The following is a 17735-nucleotide window of genomic DNA, read 5'->3' as shown; positions in this document are numbered from 1 at the left end:
ATCCTGTGGAGCAGGAGCGGTGGCACGGATTCTCCTTGTTGAAGACGAAGTCAAGCTGGCTGCGCTGATTCGTGAGGCCCTGGAGCAGGCTGGTCACCATGTTCTTCTCGCTTTCGATGGGCCGAGTGGGCTTCTCCTTGCGCGCCAGGAGAATCCTGATCTGATCATTCTTGACCTCAGACTACCTGGGATAGACGGGCTTGACGTGCTGCGTGCCCTACGTCGTGAGTTGCTCGTACCGGTGCTTATCCTGACGGCGCGCGGTACCGAGTTCGACCGCGTGTTGGGCCTTGAGCTCGGCGCTGACGATTACGTGGTGAAGCCGTTTTCTCTCCGCGAACTTGTTGCACGTGTCCGAGCACTCTTGCGTCGTCTGGAAATCGTTGCCCAGGTGAGTCAGACCGAGTGCCTGGAGCGGCCAATCCGCCTCTCAGATCTCGTCATCGATCCGGCAACACGGGAGGTGTGGAGTCAGGGGAGGCGGGTTCACCTTACGGCTCGTGAATTTGCGCTGCTCTGGTTCCTTGCTGCCAATCCCGGGCGGGTCTTCAGCCGGGAATATCTGCTTGACCGTGTGTGGGGCCCCGACTTTGCCGGGGGTGAGCGCACCGTTGATGCCCACATTGCGCGCATCCGAAAAAAGCTCGGTGGTCCGGGGTCCCCGGCAGATCGCCTCGTTGCCTACTGGGGCGTGGGATACCGCTTCGAGCGTCGGGAGGGCGAGCGGTGACAGGGAGTTCATGCGCAATTCGTCGTCCCTGGACGATCCTGGACAGCCGGCTGAGCTGGAAGCTCATGCTCGCGCACGTGGCCGTCGCTCTCCTGACGTTGACACTTGTGATCTGTGCCTATGCCATCCGGGCGATCGTCCTCCACGGGGATGACATTCTGCTCGGTCAAACTGTGCGCTATGACCCCGACTTTGCCCAGAGTACACGCCTGCTTGCGCAGTTGCTGCCACCGCATCTTCCACAGGAGACCGATTCACCAAATTCCCTCACTCTGTTACTTCGGGATCTTGGTAGTGGAGCGGTACCAGGCAGCGGTCCTCTTGGTGGCTCGCTGAACGAGCACACCGGTATCGTGGTTCTGAGTGTGAACGGCACCGTTCTGAGTGTAGCCGGCGTGCCGGAGCTTCAAGTGGGAGATCAATTAGAGACCTTGCCATTACCAGAGTGGCGGGAAGCATTTCAAGCCGCACTTGCCGGTTCGCAGGATCTTGCTGAAGGTGGTCCCCTTATCCGACCAGCAGCGGACGGAACGGTTCTGGTCAGCGCGTATCCTATTCGGGATTCCACGGGAATGCTCCTCGGTGCAGTTGGATTGCGGACCCAGCCCCTTGCCACTGCCCCGTCGTCGGGGCTAGCAGCGCTTGTGACACTTGTTCTCGGCCTGGGTCTTGTGATTGGCGATTTCCTTGTGACGGCAGCAATCCCGGCCGTCCTCGTCTCTCTCCCGGCCAGTCTTCTGCTGACAAGGCGTATGACACGACAGTTGCGAGAACTGGAGGCTGCGACTGATGCCATTGTCCGCGGTGAGCTCGACCGACGCGTCGCAGTTCTGACACGTGATGAACTTGGCCACGTGGCCGAGCGGTTTAATCTGCTGGCTATTGCGCTTGAGCGGCTCGAAGGGCAGCGACGGGCTTTTTTTGCCAATGTGACGCACGACCTACGCACGCCGTTGACACTGATTCGTGCGCATGCCGAGGCGCTCCTCGAACGCGCCCAACCGCGTGACGCTTCCATGCGAGACGGTTTGGAGCGTATTCTCGCTGAGACGGACACACTCAGTCGGCTAGTTGACGATCTCTTCACTCTGGCACGCCTCGAAGAACGAGGACTTCCACTGTTCTTACAACCCATCAGCGTGGAAGACATCCTTGCCGATGTGGTCGAAACGTTACGGCCGCTGGCACGCCGTGCTGGCCGCATTGCCTTGTCACTCGACGTCGAGCCAGGGTGTCCACCACTGCAAGGCGATCCGCTGCGCGTTCGCCAGATTGTCCTCAATCTTCTTCACAATGCGCTCCGTCACACACCCGAGGGCGGTGTCATCCGCCTGACGGCCCGTCGGGAAGGTGCGCACGTCGTGGTACGGATTACCGACAGCGGATGCGGAGTACCAGCTGAGATCCTGGCACACCCTTTCACCCGCTACCAGCCAAGCAGCGATCCAGCTCGTGGCAGCGGCCTCGGGCTCGCTGTTGCCAAACAACTCCTCGAGATGCAGGGCGGTGAAATTTGGATAGAAAGCCAACGTGGTGAAGGAACAACTGTGTCGTTTCGGTTACCGGTCGCAACAAGGGATTCATCTGCTGCACTGACTATTCCGGGGAAGTGACCGGTACTTCCACGACGTTCCAGGTGTTGTTCTTGGCTTGCAGCACCCAGAGAGTCCGCTCGTCGAGCCAGGCGAGGTCGGCAAGACGGCCAACGGGTACGCGGAGGAGTTCGCTACCTCTGCCGTCAACAGCTGTGAGCGTGGAATTGAGTCCATAAGCGAGCATGGTACCGTCGGGTGACCAGACGAGGCCTGCGCTCGTGGGGCCACTGGCGAGGAGCAAGGCCTCATCTAGTCTCTTGAGGTGAAGAAGCAGGACAGCATCAGTCTTTCCCCGCTGGATCCGAATGGCAAGATTTTGGCCTGTCGGGTCGAGTGCGAGGGTGCAGCTTCTCTCGCCTTGACCAAGGAAAGGGCGAAGGCGCGTGAGCCGGGTGGTCTCGAACGATCTCGCATTGTCAATGCTGAGCAACTCGAGTGACACGTGTCCACTTGCCAGTGGTGTGGCGAGAATCAGCGTATCCGCGGTGCGCCAGGCAGTGCACGGTGCTCCAGCAACTTCCTCGCTACGCCAGCTGCGGAGGATAGTCGCCTCGGGCGGAAATGCTGCCCACAGGATCAGTTCTCCGTCACTCCCTTGGCTAAGTCCAGCCAGCCGACCGTTCGGGGCAATCGTTACCCAAAGGATGCGCTGTGACGGGAGACCGCTCAGGACGAACGTTTCCGGTTGCCAGAGGCCATCAAGGGAGCGTGCAACGACCCGGAGTTGCTGATCCGAGTCAATGGCAAAGAATGCAATCCCGGCGGGATGCCATGCTGCGTCGCGCAGTGGCCATGACTCGGTCAAGCGAATGCCACTGCCGGTGTCCCACAGTGCCAGTTTGCCCAGTTCAGTTGGCGCCAAAAGCCAGTAGCCTCCTGGGGCGAGTTCGAGGTGCCCCTCAGCGAGCTGGCCACGCGGTGGACGCAGCTGCTCGCGGTTGGTATCAGGTGCTCGAGCCAGGAGGCTTAGGAGGGGACGTCCGGCCGCGTCGAATCCCCAACGCCCCGGGAGCGAGGCGAGCAGCTCAGTGCCTCCTTTTCCAAGCTGGTAGATCTCAGTGAACTCAATCTCGGGCGAAGCCGTGTGGGGCGAACTAAGCGTCCGCGCCACGACAAGGATTGGGTCATCGCCGAGCCAAAGTGCTGCCATTGACCCACTCAGGCGGTTCAGGTCGAGAAGCAGGCGTCGTTGTCCGGTCGCGAGGACAAGTTCCCATACCGTCCCCTGTTCGTGTTGACCAGAAGCTGCTGCCAGGTAGAGGAGCCGGGAACAATCTGGCGCAATGGCCAACGGTCGGAGAGCGATCCCTGCCCGACTGGGAACCAGTACCGTCATGCGACCGTCAAGATGGACCATGATCAACTCGGTCGCGGTGGGGAGTCGCGCGAGTTCGCCCGGAGGTCGACGTGCCAGGACAACGGCTGAACTATCCGGGAACCACAATGGGCGATCACCCTGGCCTCCGATATACCCATCCACCTGTGCGACTACCGTCACTGTGCGTCCAGCTCCAACCAAAGCAAGGTCGATCGTCTGGCTGGTTGCTCCGGGGCCGAAGGGGGCGCTGGCACGGATGAGTGTGAGGCCTCTGCCAGCCGGTGCGGGAACAGCATCGATCACAAGTCCCTGGACGAGCGTTGTCTCTTTCCCACTGCTGACATCGATGGTCAGGAGGCGAGAGTCGCGCTCGAGCCGCTCAAAATACTCGGCCTCACGCTCGAAGGCCAAGCGTGTTGGGGTTTCACGCACCAGAATTGTTTCAGCGTCTAGCCAAGCGAGAAAACGGCGCGTTGTCGGGCCATCCCAGCGCCAACGAGCAAGGCGTGCCCCATTGAGTTGCAAGATATCCAGCCAGCGCGGCTCGCGGGGCGGATCCGGAGTCCAGGCGGCGATCAGTTGGCCATTCGGGCTGAGGAGACGGAATGCTCCGGTGTCGGCCGGAAGGCGAGTACCGGACGGGAGCCAGGCGCGCGCGGCCAAATCGAAGAGCACACTGTACGGCCCTGCCGATCCCAGCCAGAGCAATGGCCCGGTGCGCACTGCTGGAAGGTCTGTGGCTGGCACTGCTTCGGGACGGGACAATGTCCCTTGCCAAAGCCCCAGGACGAGAGTGAGCGTGAGAAGAAGAACCGTCACCCGCCCAAGGCACCCGATCCGCGCTCCGTGCGATGAGCAGCGTGGACGACCCGTCGATGGGGACGAAAGAAGGCGCAAATCCGCCTGTTGGCTTGCGGCAAGCGCTGCGCGGCACGTGGTGCAGTACTGTGCATGGAGCGCAAGGCGCAGACGTCGATCTCGGTCGCGCTCGAGTTCGCGCCAACGTGCCACGAGTTCTGCTCCCTCAGAGCATGGCGGTACCCACTGGTCGGCAAGGCGAGCTCGAGCGTTCAGCAGAAGCGTCGCCAACTGTGCCGGCTCGAGGCCTGCGATACGCGCGAGTTCGTCAAAGGATGCGCCACAGACGTGGAGGGCGAGGAACAGAGAAGTGGGGTCGGGACGGGGAGACAATGCCAAGAGCCGGCTAATGACCAGCGCAAGAAGTGCCCGCCGCCAGACGGCAGGGAGATATTTGTCCGGCGAATCCTGCGTGGCCGGGGCGCTGACCCACCCCGCTAAGCGTGGTGGGAAAAGCTGCTGCAAGATGGCAGAGAGTTCAGTTGTCCGGGACACTGGAAATACCTTCATGCGCACGCGACAGGCTGTTGCGCTTGTTATTCTATGGTGCGATGAAGGAGAGGGGTCCGGCAGTGACCTTCCGCAAGCGGCTTGCGCGGGCGATCGAAAAGAACCGGTCGCTGCTGTGCATCGGGCTTGACCCGGATCTGGAGCGATTTCCAGAGGGGGTGGCGCGCGATCCTGAAGGTATCGTCGCCTTCAACCGGGCGATCATTGAGGCGACAGCGGATCTCGTGTGTGCTTACAAGCCCAATCTTGCCTTTTACCTTGCGCATGGCGCCGCAGGAATTGCTGCACTCGCCGAACTACGGCACCTTGTTCCACCGGATATTCCCATCATCCTCGATGCCAAGCTCGGCGATATTGCGAGTACGGCGGCGGCGTATGCGCAGGCTGTCTTTGAAACCCTGGGGTTTGATGCAGTAACAGTTCATCCCTATCTTGGCAGTGAGGCGCTGGAACCGTTTCTGGCTGCCCGCGAGCGTGGAGTGTTTGTCCTCATCCGTACCTCCAACCCGGGTGCAACAGAGCTGCAAGACGTGCCAGTGGGAGCATCTGGCGAACCGCTCTTTCTGTGGCTTGCTGATCGCGTTCGGGAATGGAACGAGCGCTGCGGCAACCTGGGCCTCGTGGTGGGAGCGACCTATCCGGTGGATCTCGCTCTCGTTCGGCAACGGTGTCCGGAGCTCCCGATTCTCGCGCCAGGTGTCGGTGCGCAAGGTGGTGATCTCGAGGAGGCGGTTCGTGCTGGACTGGCTGAAGGCACCGGGCCGCTCATTGTGGCCGTTTCGCGGTCTGTCCTTTACGCAAGTTCCGGGCGAGACTTTGCAGAGGCAGCGCGCGCAACAGCGCAAAGGCTGCGCGACGCGATCGAACTTGTGCGTAGCACGTTGCAGCGACAGGAGACGGCCGGCTCTTGACGAGACCGGCCGTCTTGCTTTCGTCGCCAGTGAAAATAATGGCTACTGGCCTTGTACCGGGACACTCGCCAACGCCTTGACGATCGCCTCATCGAACAGCGGAAGGTCGGCAGGAACACGTGAGGTGATCAGGTTGCCGTCGATCACCACCGCTTCGTCCACATAGATCGCGCCGGCATTCTTCACGTCGTCACGAATCTTCTTGACACAGGTGACGGTGCGACCACGCAGCACGTCTGCGGAGATGAGAAGCTGCGGTCCGTGGCAAATGGCAGCGACCGGCTTGCCGCTCTCAACGAAGCGGCGAGTGAAGGCAACTGCACGATCGTCGATCCGCAAATTCTCCGGCGAGCCACCGCCGGGAATGACGAGCGCGTCGAACTCCTCGACCGTGACTTCGTCGATCGTTTTGTCCGGCTTGAGAACTGTCCCCTTCTTGCCGGTGATCGGTTCATGGTCGAGCCCGATGATGACGACTTCGGCACCACGTGCCTCCAGGTACTGCTTGGGATCGGTTGCCTCGCTATCCTCAAAATCTTTGGCGAGGAGCATCGCAACCCGCTTGCCAGTGAGTTCCGCCATGGGATCCCCCTCTTCCTGTACCGTGCCGTTTCCTTCAAGTGTGCCATGGATAACTCGGTGAGGTCACGAGACGATATCGCGTCGCGAGAAGACGACGAGTGCACCGCTGCCCGTTCCCAGCCCGACGATGAGATGAAGTGCCGGCTTGTACCAAGGGAGTTCGCCCAGCATCGCTGTCAGCGGGTCATACGCAGTGAAGAGGGAGAGATACCGTAACCAGCGTACGTCCGCGGTCAGCCCGGCGACAACCCACGCCAGATACATGAGCAGGATGACACCGCCCACGAGTCCAGCCGCTTTCGATCGCTCACTTGTGACCGCTGAGGCGAGTGTTGCCAGTCCGGCGAAGGACACGAGAAAGCACGCCAGCGCGATGGTTAGCTGGACGAGTCCGCGTGCGGTCAGCTCACCGCCAAAGGCCTGAGCGCTGAGCGCGAGCGCCGCTATACTGGGAAGGACAACAAACAGAATGCTGGTGAGGAGTGCCACCTGCTTGCTGAGTAAGAGGCGGGCACGGCTCACCGGAACAGAGAGCCAGAATTCTGCAGTGCCGCGTTCGATCTCTTGGGCGACAACTGCTGCTCCACTTAAGACAACGAAGATCAGGGCAGTTGCTGGCCAAATGAAGCCAAACGTCTCAGCATGCATAAAGCCAGCGAAGCTGGTCATCATCGCCCGCTCGGGATCGATACCAAAGACGCGGAAGAGGAACTCGGGATACTGCCGGAACAGCTGCTCGAACTGCTCCCGTTGTCGCTCCAAGGTCGGGTAGAAGGATGACAGAAAGACAATGTAGATCACGAGCCCCAGTGCGTACCAGAACGAGGTCCAGCGGAGCTCGCGGAGTGTCTTCGCGATCATTGGCCAGCTCATGATGCTGCCTCCTCCTGTGCCGGTGGAATCGTCTCCGCTTGGTAATAGGTGAGGAACACGCTCTCGAGGTCAGGTGGTGCATAGATCATATCGCTGACCGGGAGGTCAGCGAGGCGTCGCAGGAGCGCCGGGAGTTCATTCTGTACTCCGAGTTCAATGCGCCGTCCTTCATCGTGCACCGACAGCACACGGACACCCGGTAGGTCGGCGAAGTGCTGCGGATCCACCGGTTGTGCGAAGATGAGTTCCATCGGCCGTGTCCGCCGGCGTTTCAACTCCTCAACCGTCAGGACAGCAACTAACCGTCCTTCTCGGATGATGCCGACACGGTCAGCGACGCGCTCCACTTCTGACAGCTGGTGAGACGAGAGAAAAATCGTCTTTCCCCGGTCGCGCTCTTCGCGAAGAAAGGTTAGGAACTCGTGTTGCATCAGTGGGTCGAGCCCGCTCGTTGGCTCGTCGAGGATCAGGAGCGGTGGATCGTGCAGGAATGCCTGTACGAGGGCGAGTTTCTGGCGATTCCCGCGTGACAGGTGTTTGATCCGCTTATCCAATTCGACCCGAAACCGTTCAAGGAGCTTGCGACGCCATGCTGGATCGATGTACTGGTGGAACGCACCGAGGAAGTCAAGAAACTGCACACCGGTCATGTTCTCCCAGAGGCGGACATCACCGGGAACATAGCCGACCTGCTTCTTAATCTCCGTCGACTCGGTCCAGCAGTCGAGCCCGAAGACGCGGGCACGGCCACTCGTCGGACGCAGGAAACCCATCAGGACGCGGATAGTGGTGGTCTTACCGGCGCCGTTTGGCCCAAGAAAGCCGAAAATTTCGCCCGGTTGCACGGTAAACGTCAAGTCGATCACCCCGCGCTGGCTGTCATAGTTCCGCGTGAGCTGTTCGACGGCGATCGGTGGTGCGGTCGTCATGATTTCTCTCCTTCCGAAGCGGACCCAGTCCGAGTCTGTCGTTCGTGATTCGCGAGACTCAAGTTGAGCGCAGTGATGAAGTGACGCAGGGCCTCTTTCCCGCGCTCGGAGTCGCCACCGCCGTCGGAAGCAAAGGCTCGCTGGGTTATGTCGGCGAGGGTAGAAGGGAGCGAGGCTGTCGGCGGTGCGAACTCGGGTGCAACGACCTCCGCTGCTGTGCGAAGCCCGAGCGAGATCACGGTGAAGAGATAGGTCAGGAGATGTGGATCAAGGTCACGCCGGAGGACGCCCGCTCCTTGGAGTTCCTCGACAAGTTGCTGGTCAAGTCGGAATTGCCACCGTGAGAGTTCCGGACTACGCTGCTGAAGAGAGGTCCCAGGCACCCGGCTGTCAGTCGTCACCAGTGCGCGGAGGAAGAGGCGATCGTCGGTCGCGGCAAACCCGTGAGAGAGGAGACGGCCGATGGTTCCGCCAGCTGGATCAGGCTCGATGCGACTCGGAAAATCCTTGTTTGCGGCTTGGAGTTCTCGAAACGGTAGAGACTTCAAAAGGGACCCCGTTTCTCTGCCAGAAGTGATAGACGGTGCCCTTCGCCACGCCAGCTTCACGGGCAGCGTCATCCTTGGTTCTCGTGTCAAACCCGAAGCGCTTGGTAGTTTCAAGGACCCTTCCTTCGGTAACAGCACAAGGTGATGCTTGAGCCAAAAAGCATCCGTTCGGTCATATCGTGCAGTATCTGCGTTTCCCACACAATCCTGTTCCACGCTGGAATTGGCATCCAAACGAGGTGAGTCGTGGTGCCATCCGTCCCTTGAAGACCGAGCCTCGCTGGAGGGCAGGCGAACCGCAGCGAGAAGAGGTATGGCCGCTGGAGTGGGACCCCTCGGCTGGCTGCGTTGAGCCAGAAGCTCGGAGGGTGCCGAGCAGGAAAAGCCTGGTGCGCGTCACGGTCGCCATTGGGAAGGCCTGTTCCTCCGTCTCAGTCCGGGGAGGAGAGAGTGCGCAGCAGTCGGTCGATCAGTGCGGGTCGATCCAAGCGCCTGGAGTGAACAATGCTGTGGCCAGTGCTACGAGGAATACCACCCGACGTGTATCCGCACCCGTGTCTTGGTATGGCCGTTCACGGCTGCTCGTGCAAGACCTCAGGTGGCACTATGCGGCCCTCGTGTTCGAGCCAGCGCCGCAGGCGGGCTGTCCGTTCGGCCTCGCTCAGCTTCGGCTGCTCATAGTGGCCGGCGAGTCGCCGCTGGCGCAGTGCTTCGTAGAGCGAGACAGCGCAGGCAACTGAGATGTTGAGGCTGCGTACCATGCCCATCATCGGGATAACAAAGTTGCCGTCGGCGAGCCCAACCGCTTCCTCTGAGACGCCCCGCTGCTCGTTGCCGAAAACGAGTGCAACTGGCTTGGTAAGGTCGAGGTCATAGAGGTCGAAGCTGCGAGTTGGGTCGTCAAGATACGTTGCATAGATCGTAAAGCCTTGCGCACGAAGAGCGCGATAGCACTCCGCGATCGTCGGGTGAAAGACGAGGTCCAACCACTTCAACGCGCTCCCCGAGACGTTCTCTGAGAGTTCGGGGAATTCCTCGATCGTATAGACGAGATGGACGGTCAGTAGTCCCACCGCGTCACAAGAGCGGAGAACCGCACTGACATTGTGCGGGTCGTGGACATTTTCGAGGACGACGGTGAGGTCGGGCTGGCGGCGCGCCAGCACCTCACGCATCCGCTGCAACCGTCGTTCGGTGATCGGTCGTCCCTTCCGTTCCATCATTACCCCACCCCCATTCTACGCAGCGGGTTTCGATCGGGCAGGAGGGCGCTAGGCGCAGGTCCTGCTCGCACTAACGGGCAACGCTGGCAGAGTCGGCTAGACTGGGAGGAGAGTGAGGGAGCGCGATGCCGCAAGAAACTCTAGTCCAACGGATCCGTGAAGAGATCGAGCGCACTGGTCCCCTCACTTTCGCGCGTTTTATGGACCTTGCGCTCTACGATGCGGAATATGGCTACTACGCGACGGCTGTCCGAGTTGGGCGCAGCGGTGATTACCTCACGGCGCCGGAAGCGCATCCCATCTTCGGGTGGGTCATTGCACGCCAACTATGGGAACTCTGGGACCTCCTCGATCGGCCTGCGCTCTTCACGCTCATCGAGTATGGCCCCGGAACGGGAACGCTGGCGCTCTCGCTCTTCGAGTATCTGGCACGCACTGCACCTGACTTCCTGGAGCGACTGCGCTATCGGCCGGTCGAGGTGAGTCGAGTAGCATTCAATGCACTCGTTGACCGGCTAGTGGACAGTGATTATGCATCGCTCCTTGCACTCGACGAACGTGATGCGGTGACTGGAGTTGTCCTCGCCAATGAAGTCGTGGACGCATTGCCGGTTCACCGGGTGTGTTGGCGCGAAGACCAACTCTGGGAACTCTTTGTCGACTGGAACGGCGAGCGTTTTGTCGAGGTAATCGGCCCGCCCTCCACAGCGGCGCTTGCTCATTGGCTGGAACGGCTCGGTGTCCACCTTCGAGAGGGGCAGACGGCGGAACTCTGCCTTGCGATGGTTGACTGGCTGGCAGACATGGCTCGTGTTCTGGCTCGCGGGTACGTCCTTGTCCTTGACTATGGCTATCCTGCACCGGAGCGGTATGATCCGGTGCGATTTCCGCAAGGGACTGTTCGCACGTACTTCCGCCATCGTGTTGGTGATGACCCGCTGCATGCTCCGGGAGAGCAAGACATCACTGCGCATGTCGATTTCACCATGCTTGGGCTTGCTGCCCAGGAACAGGGCTTCACCGTCCTTGGGCTTACGACGCAGGCCGAGTTCCTGGCGCAAGCTGGGCTCGGTGAACTCCTGGTCCAGCTTCAGGCTGAGCCGGGAATGACGGCTGAACGGTATTTGGCAGCGCGCGCGGCAGCACTGCACTTGCTGGACCCAGCCGGTATGGGACGTTTCCGCGTCATGTTGCTCGGCAAGCGTGTTCCCAAGGATGCGCTCCCCACCGGGTTCCGCCCCCGGTTGATGACCGGTGTACCTCTTGCCGTCCAAGGGCCGGGGCAGCAGCAACGGTCCAATGGGCAGGGCACGCACGGTTCCTCTTAACGGCTTTCCTCTCAGTAGGAGAGAAGGTCCCGATTCCTTTCAGTGGCTGCTGCATCGTTGGGTTCATCGCCAGTGTCACGACAGCGAGGAGCGGTGATCAAGAAGGAAAACCATTATCCCGTCTTGGAGATGTCAGCAGTGCGACAGCGGGGACGCGCGTTATCAACTCTTCGCTCTCGGCCAAGGTCGGCCGTATCGGTTTGCACTGACTAACTCGGTGAGCGGCTTCCGCCCTCTACTGACTGGGGTCGGTCGGGGATCACGTGCCGAAAGCGGATAGCCGATGGCGACAAGAGAGCGGGCTGTCCGCTCTGGCGGGATACCGAGGATCCGCTTGGCCTCGGCTTCCTGTGCCTCGTCACCGTACCAGGCAACGCCACCGCCGAGACCGAGAAGCTTCGCGGCGATGAGGAGCCGCTCGGTAACGCGCCCTTCGTCATAAGCCTCGCTGATCTCACTTTGGCCGTTCAAGACGATGGCAATGCCCAGTGGTGCGCCAGCGAGCCAGTGAATTGGAGGCCGCAACTGACTCAGCTGCCGGAGAATCTCTCGGTCGTCGACAACGATGAAATGCCACGGTTGCGTGTTCCGTGAACTGCCCGTCCAGCGAGCGATTTCCAAGAGCTGTTGGACGATATCCTCAGGAACTGGCTCAGGCCGATACTGGCGAATCTGCCGGACTTTGCGGATCTGCTCTAGAATTGCCTGAACCTCGCTGACAGCTGCCATGGTGCGTGTAGCCTCCTGTTCTACTCCTCGCCTAGCCACCATCATGCCGCGCGCATCACCTTTCGTCAGCAGTCAAAGAGTCGCTTAACGGTGATGTGTTACCCCGAGACGCGGACACAGATCGGCGAGCACACAGGTCGAGCAACGTGGGGCGATACCGGTGCAGACATGCTTCCCAAAGGGGACAAGCAAGCGATTCAGCTCAACCCAATACTGCTGTGGGAGTTTTTGTTCGAGAGCCAACATGGTCTGCTCCGGCGTGCGCGTGCGCACGTAGCCCCAGCGGTTCACAATACGGTGCACGTGGACGTCGACAGCGACTCGCGGGATACCACACGCGATGCCGAGGACAAGATTCGTGCATTTCGGCCCGACCCCGGGGAGTGAGCGGAGGAATTCCTCGTTGCACAGGAGCGTGCCGTTCTGCTCGACGAGGAGCCGGCGCGTGATGACCTTGAGGTTCTGTGCCTTCACCTCAGCGAAGGTGGCTGGCCGGAGCAAACGTGCGAGTTCGTTCGGGTCAAGGGCGGCGAATTCCTGAGGTGTGCGGGCGTGCGCAAAGAGACGGCGCGCTGTCGGTACGGTGACTTCGTCGCGTGTCCGAACCGAAATCATGCAGGCGACCAGCAGTTCGAACGGTGAGCGGTAACCCTCTTCCGCCAGCTGGAATAAAGCGGCTGGCGGCAGTGCCTGGACAACGCTGCGGACGCGATCCAGGGCATCTTGGAGAGCAAATGCGTGGGTATCCCTGCGCACCTCGCTCATCGTACGATGGGCTCCGTTTCCATACCGCACAACAGCACAACGATGGAGTTTTGTCAGAAGTGTGGGCTTAGGCCCCTTGGCTCCCGTCTCCACTCGAACCACTCGTGAGCGCTTCTTCCCCGCAGCCTCATCTTTTCGCCATGGAAGGCTCCGCATCAGTTGGTTTACAGAGCAGGTTAGGACTGCGCAGTGATGCCAGGCCTCCTGCTGTCGGAGTGCCACGAGGGAGCCTACTCGACTATACTTGATGCCAGTTCGTGCAGGGGTATGTGTGCAGAGCTCACCATGCCACCTTGCCATGCCTGGATCGCCTCACGGTCTTGTTCAGAGGGGCACCGCCGGTTCTCTTGGCGAGCTCCCCTCGGAACACCGCTCGGGTGTCGCTGTAATGCGCTATTGGTCCGTCGCTTGAGGCGACAGGGCTAGTGCCCCTGTGGGAGTGTCCTCTCGTTCCAATGCGGGGTGGAAAGGCGACAGGTCTCAACTCCTGGAAATCCGATCATCACCCTGTCGTGGGTGCCCTTCGAGGGACAGGAGCTCTTGCAATCGTCACTTCTCTGTGTGGGTCTCAGATGGCGCAGCGGAAGGTTGCTTGAGACCTCCCTCCGAGGAATAAATGTCCTGCTCATCTGCTGGCGAGGAGGGAGGACGAAGACTCCTGGTATCTTGTCACGAAAGCGGGTTCCAGCATTCTGGGACGGGGTCTGGATCAGTGATGAGATGTTCTGATGAGGATCATTTGCCTAACCGGTCGCGTACCAGAGACTCATTGCGACGTCGCTTCCTGGCTCCGATGTGCGGAGTAGACCTGACTCCGGGAGTGGCGACGTCTTTGAGGCAACGTGAAGTGAGAGTGGAGATACCATGAGTCAGGACTTCCATGGTCTTTGGGATCAGTTACCTGTTGTGGTGTATCGCGTGCCACTCGAGGGGACCGGAGTTGCGCGCTATGTTAGTCCGCGCATTGAGCAGCTGCTGGGGTACCCACCTACTGAGTGGCTACAGGAACCTGGTATGTGGGAGCGGCGGCTGCATCCGGAGGACCGCGAGCGTGTCCTCGCCGAGGTGAGACGTGCAGTGGCGACCCGCGGGGAATTCATGCTGGAGTACCGCATGATCCGGCGCGATGGGCGGGTCGTCTGGGTCCAGGATTGGGGCCGGGTGCAGTGGGAAAGAGAAGCAGTGTTCCTGCATGGTGTGCTCCTGGATGTCACGGACCGGAAAGAGGCGGAGTTCCAGCGTCTTGAGCTGCAGTCGCGTCTTCAAGCATTGCTGCAAGTGATCCCGGCCGTCATCTACGCCGTCGATCCGGAGCCGATCCTGCTTCCGGACGGAATGCCGGCATATCGTTGGCAGTATGTGAATGATGCCATCGAGGGGCTCACGGGATACCCTGCTGAGGCGTTTCGGACGAATCTCGCCCTCTATGTGTCACTGATCCATCCTGAGGATCGGGAGCGGGTACAACGGGAGACCCTTCAGACGGACGAAACGGGAGAACCATTTGCGCTCGATTATCGGTTAATCCGTCGAGATGGCCGTGTGGTGTGGGTACGAGAGCATGCTCTCTTACTTCGGGACGCAGCAGGTTGTCCGGTAGCCTGGCAAGGGGTCATTGTAGATGTGACACCGCAGAAACAGATGGAGGAGGCGCTCCGTACTGCGGAGTCACGGTACCGGGCACTCGTCGAGCAGCTTCCGGGAGCTCTCCTGGTCTCACGCGCGCAGCCGACCTGGCTACCGGATGGAACACCAGCCTTTGAGCTCATCTATGCCAGTCCGCAGCTTGAGCACCTTACGGGCTATCCGATCACGGAGTGGAAACGACCCGGTTTCTGGATCCAACACGTGCATCCCGAGGATGCTCAGCAGCTCTTGGAGCGGATGACCTGCTCTCTCTTTGAGCAGCGTGAGGTTAGCGTGGAGTATCGCTTCAGCCGGGCTGATGGTCGTGTCATCTGGATTCGTCACCTCGCTCGTCTGCTGGAGTGGGAGAACGAGGAGCGTGGTTTCTGGCAGTCCCTCTTGATTGATGTCACTGAGGAGAAGGAGGCGGAAGAAGCACGGAGACAGAGCGAGGAACTTTTTCGCCTTTTGGCGGAGCAGCATCCCGGCGCAGTGACAATCATTGAGCCGGAGCCGGTGCGGCTTTCGGATGGCACGCTGGGTTGGCGAACGTTGTACTGTAGCCCTCGGGTGGTTGATTTCACCGGCTATACGCCAGAAGAGTGGAGTGAATTAGGTGTCTGGTTTCGAGGTGTCCATCCTGACGATCGGACACGTGTTCTCCAGTCGATCGAGGACTGGCCGAAGCGGGGGCCGAGTGAACCGATTGAGTACCGCTTTCTGCGCAAAGATGGCCGGGTCGTCTGGCTCCGTGAGGAAGGCTCGCTCGTCACTGGACCGGACGGTACACCGCGGTACCTCTTCTTAATGATGCTTGATGTGACCAAAGAAAAAGAACTGCTCGAGCGACTTCGCCTGGCTGAGGAGCGGTACCGCGTTCTGGTTGAGCAGCTTCCGGGCGCGGTGTTGCTCCGCACCCTCTTCCAGACAGATACGCAGACGAACTATCTCTATGTCAGCCCAGGGATCGAGCGGTTGACAGGATATCGCCCGGAAGAGTGGAGTACCGAGCTTTTCTTCGCTCGTCTCCATCCTGATGACCGGGAGTGGGTGCAACGTGTCATTCGTGAAGCGGACGCGCACGACACACCACTCAGTATCGAGTACCGGCTCATACGCAAGGACGGAGCGCTGGTCTGGATTTGGAGTCAGTCACATGTGGTTCGGACGATGGACGGAGCAATCGGTTATCGGCATATCCTCTTAATTGATATTACGGCTCGTCGTCAGGCAGAAGAAGCACTGCGGCTGGCTGAAGAGCGCTATCGGACGCTGGTTGAGCAGTTGCCGGCGGCTGTTGTGCTCGTCGCCCCCAACCGAGTCGTTCTTCCAGACGGGCTTCCTGGGTATGAGACGCTCTATGTCAGCCCGCAGATTGAAGACCTGACTGGCTACACACCGGAGGAGTGGCGAACGCTTGGGGTGTGGGCTCGCGGCATTTTCAGGGATGACCGGACACGAGTTCTGGAAGCAATAAGCCGTGCTGAAGCACAGGACGAACCGGTCCAGTTAGAGTATCGCTTCGTTCGGAAGGACGGTCGTGTCGTCTGGCTCTGGCATGAGTTCCGTGGGATTCATGGCCCAGACGGAACGATTCAGGCACGTCAAGCGGTCTTCATCGATTTGACTGCCCGCAAGCGAATCGAAGATGAGCTTCGTGCGGCCGAAGAACGGTACCGCACCTTGGTTGAGCAGATTCCCGCAGCCGTCATGGTCTCGGCTGCAATACCAGTCATCCTCCCAGACGGGGGACTCCATTACCCAATTACGTTCCTCAGTCGAAGAATTGAGGAGATCACAGGATTCGCTCCCCGGGAGTTTGCAGAACGGCCGGGCCTGTGGTTCAGCCGAATCCATCCAGACGATCAGCCGGTGGTCGCGGCTGAGGCTCGTCGAACGGACGAGACAGGTGAACCGTTCCAGGTGACTTACCGGTTTCAGCGCAAGGACGGTCGATGGGTCTGGTTGGAAAACCGGGAGGTGTTGCTCCGTGACGCCCAGGGGGCTCCGCTGTTCTGGCATGGCCTCTTGCTGGACGTGACTGAGCGAAAGCGTGCTGAGTCATTCGTCAGTGCACAATCAGCGATCCTGCGCCTTATCGTCGACGGAGCGCCGTTGCCGGAGGTTTTGGAAACACTTTGCCGCCAACTCGAGGCGATCGTTCCGGAGACGCGCTGGACGATCGTCCTCATTGATGAGGATGGACGGTTCCAAGATGCGGCTGCACCCAGTATGCCGGCGGCCTATCATGAAGCGCTCCAGGGCCTGCCGGTCAGTGATCAGGCTGGCTGCTGTGGGCAGGCAGCCATTCGGAAGGAACTGGCTGTCTGTACTGATATCCTCAGGGACCCACGGTCCGAGCGCTTTCACGGGCTCGCACAGGCGATCGGTGTGCGTTCCTGTGCTGCGGCTCCGATCCAAAGTGGAGAGGGACGGATCATCGGGGTGGCCTCAATGTATCGCTCGGAGGCGGGGGAGTTCCCACCTGAGGATCTCGCGCTTCTCAAGGTTGCTGCCGACTTGGCCGCTCTGGCGCTCGAACGTTGGCGTGAGTCTGACCAGCTTCGCTATCGCGCGTTACACGATCCGCTGACTGGTGTGCCGAACCGGCTCCTCTTTCTCGACCGACTGGAGCACGCGCTCTCACGGATCAGTCGTGATGGGGGTGGAATTGCGGTGCTCTTCATCGATCTTGATGAGTTCAAGGCGATCAACGATACCTGGGGACATGGAGTCGGAGATCAAGTGCTTGTTGTCGTTGCGCAGCGTCTTCGTGAGCATGTCCGCGCCGGTGATACTGTGGCCCGGTTTGCAGGAGACGAGTTCACCGTGCTCCTCGAGCAGGTGACGTCGGAGGAAAGTGTGCACTCCGTAGCGGAACGACTCCTCGCGGCGTTTAAGGCACCGATTACGGTTGATGAACTGGCACTCACTGTCCGGCTTTCAATTGGAGCGGCCATGGCTTTTGGCCCTCGCTATCCCACGAGTGGACAGCTGCTCCTTGCGGCTGACCAAGCCCTCTACACGGCGAAGCGTGCCGGGAAGGGGCACGTTGCATTCGTCACGGTATGATGGCCGTTGCTGGGGCATGGGCAGGCACTTTATCCTCCCAAGGACTCCACAGTGGCCCGGCTGGGGCCAAGTGACCTCTTGCTTCCGCTCTTGCCATTTGAGGGATCCTTCGTCTGCCGGCGTCAGGGAAGCTAGGAT

The 17735-nt window shown here is 60.3% G+C and carries 13 protein-coding genes; 5 read left to right on the top strand and 8 right to left on the bottom strand.

The window, feature by feature from the left end; genetic code table 11:
• The first annotated feature begins 19 nt into the window (after positions 1-19).
• Together NET03_RS05910 and NET03_RS13780 are read left to right on the top strand one after the other, a co-directional pair.
• A complete protein-coding gene (locus tag NET03_RS05910; protein WP_252127976.1) occupies positions 20-730 on the top strand; it encodes a response regulator transcription factor in 711 nt (236 codons plus the stop codon).
• Positions 727-2343: a sensor histidine kinase gene (locus NET03_RS13780; RefSeq protein WP_252127975.1), complete on the top strand. Its 1617-nt coding sequence runs from the start codon at positions 727-729 to the stop codon at positions 2341-2343. The genes NET03_RS05910 and NET03_RS13780 overlap by 4 nt, the downstream gene beginning before the upstream one ends.
• Here NET03_RS13780 and NET03_RS05900 read toward each other — a convergent pair.
• A complete protein-coding gene (locus NET03_RS05900; RefSeq protein WP_252127974.1) occupies positions 2327-4996 on the bottom strand; it encodes a WD40 repeat domain-containing protein in 2670 nt (889 codons plus the stop codon). The two genes, NET03_RS13780 and NET03_RS05900, sit on opposite strands and share 17 nt — an antisense overlap.
• A 77-nt stretch (positions 4997-5073) precedes the next feature.
• Between NET03_RS05900 and pyrF the strand changes: the two genes are divergently transcribed.
• Positions 5074-5922, top strand: coding sequence for an orotidine-5'-phosphate decarboxylase (gene pyrF, locus NET03_RS05895; RefSeq protein WP_252127973.1), 849 nt, complete (start codon positions 5074-5076; stop codon positions 5920-5922).
• A 42-nt stretch (positions 5923-5964) separates the two neighbouring features.
• On the opposite strand, the gene NET03_RS05890 is transcribed toward pyrF, so the two are convergent.
• The 5 genes from NET03_RS05890 to NET03_RS05870 all read right to left on the bottom strand — a co-directional run bounded on the left by NET03_RS05890 (position 5965) and on the right by NET03_RS05870 (position 10077).
• Complete coding sequence (locus NET03_RS05890; protein ID WP_252127972.1) at positions 5965-6504, bottom strand: type 1 glutamine amidotransferase domain-containing protein; 540 nt, start codon at positions 6502-6504, stop codon at positions 5965-5967.
• 63 nt (positions 6505-6567) lie between these two features.
• Positions 6568-7377, bottom strand: a complete 810-nt coding sequence (locus tag NET03_RS05885) for an ABC transporter permease subunit (protein ID WP_252127971.1) — start codon at positions 7375-7377, stop codon at positions 6568-6570.
• Positions 7374-8306, bottom strand: coding sequence for an ABC transporter ATP-binding protein (locus NET03_RS05880; protein ID WP_252127970.1), 933 nt, complete (start codon positions 8304-8306; stop codon positions 7374-7376). The genes NET03_RS05885 and NET03_RS05880 overlap by 4 nt, the downstream gene beginning before the upstream one ends.
• Positions 8303-8854, bottom strand: a complete 552-nt coding sequence (locus NET03_RS05875; protein WP_252127969.1) for a hypothetical protein — start codon at positions 8852-8854, stop codon at positions 8303-8305. Before NET03_RS05875 ends, NET03_RS05880 begins: the two co-directional genes overlap by 4 nt.
• A gap of 572 nt (positions 8855-9426) precedes the next feature.
• Entirely contained in the window at positions 9427-10077 is a 651-nt protein-coding gene (locus NET03_RS05870; protein WP_252127968.1) for a TrmH family RNA methyltransferase, read from the bottom strand.
• Between the two features lie 125 nt (positions 10078-10202).
• On the opposite strand from NET03_RS05870, the gene NET03_RS05865 reads away from it, so the two are divergent.
• Positions 10203-11405 carry a class I SAM-dependent methyltransferase gene (locus NET03_RS05865; RefSeq protein ID WP_252127967.1) on the top strand — a complete coding sequence of 401 codons (1203 nt, stop codon included), beginning with the start codon at positions 10203-10205 and terminating at the stop codon, positions 11403-11405.
• 162 nt (positions 11406-11567) lie between these two features.
• On the opposite strand, the gene NET03_RS05860 is transcribed toward NET03_RS05865, so the two are convergent.
• Positions 11568-12134: a nitroreductase family protein gene (locus NET03_RS05860; protein ID WP_252127966.1), complete on the bottom strand. Its 567-nt coding sequence runs from the start codon at positions 12132-12134 to the stop codon at positions 11568-11570.
• Between the two features lie 84 nt (positions 12135-12218).
• Complete coding sequence (locus NET03_RS05855) at positions 12219-12899, bottom strand: endonuclease III domain-containing protein (protein ID WP_252127965.1); 681 nt, start codon at positions 12897-12899, stop codon at positions 12219-12221.
• An 864-nt stretch (positions 12900-13763) separates the two neighbouring features.
• Here NET03_RS05855 and NET03_RS05850 point away from each other — a divergent pair.
• The gene (locus tag NET03_RS05850) at positions 13764-17597 is read left to right on the top strand and encodes a PAS domain-containing protein (protein ID WP_252127964.1); all 3834 of its coding nucleotides are present in this window, start codon (positions 13764-13766) and stop codon (positions 17595-17597) included.
• Positions 17598-17735: the final 138 nt, after the last annotated feature.

The organism is Thermomicrobium sp. CFH 73360 (assembly GCF_023806465.1).
In the GTDB taxonomy this organism is placed as follows: domain Bacteria; phylum Chloroflexota; class Chloroflexia; order Thermomicrobiales; family Thermomicrobiaceae; genus Thermomicrobium.
The sequence above is the reverse complement of the archived record's forward strand: the minus strand, read 5'-3'. Positions and strand labels throughout refer to the sequence as shown.

Excerpts from the sequence above, each read along its gene's own strand:
- NET03_RS05855 (WP_252127965.1), bottom strand. The coding sequence starts at position 12,899 with ATGAGCGAGGTGCGCAGGGATACCCACGCATTTGCTCTCCAAGATGCC.
- NET03_RS05885 (WP_252127971.1), bottom strand. The coding sequence starts at position 7,377 with ATGAGCTGGCCAATGATCGCGAAGACACTCCGCGAGCTCCGCTGGACC.
- NET03_RS05850 (WP_252127964.1), top strand. The coding sequence starts at position 13,764 with ATGAGTCAGGACTTCCATGGTCTTTGGGATCAGTTACCTGTTGTGGTG.
- NET03_RS05880 (WP_252127970.1), bottom strand. The coding sequence starts at position 8,306 with ATGACGACCGCACCACCGATCGCCGTCGAACAGCTCACGCGGAACTAT.
- NET03_RS05865 (WP_252127967.1), top strand. The coding sequence starts at position 10,203 with ATGCCGCAAGAAACTCTAGTCCAACGGATCCGTGAAGAGATCGAGCGC.
- NET03_RS05860 (WP_252127966.1), bottom strand. The coding sequence starts at position 12,134 with ATGGCAGCTGTCAGCGAGGTTCAGGCAATTCTAGAGCAGATCCGCAAA.
- NET03_RS05890 (WP_252127972.1), bottom strand. The coding sequence starts at position 6,504 with ATGGCGGAACTCACTGGCAAGCGGGTTGCGATGCTCCTCGCCAAAGAT.
- NET03_RS05870 (WP_252127968.1), bottom strand. The coding sequence starts at position 10,077 with ATGATGGAACGGAAGGGACGACCGATCACCGAACGACGGTTGCAGCGG.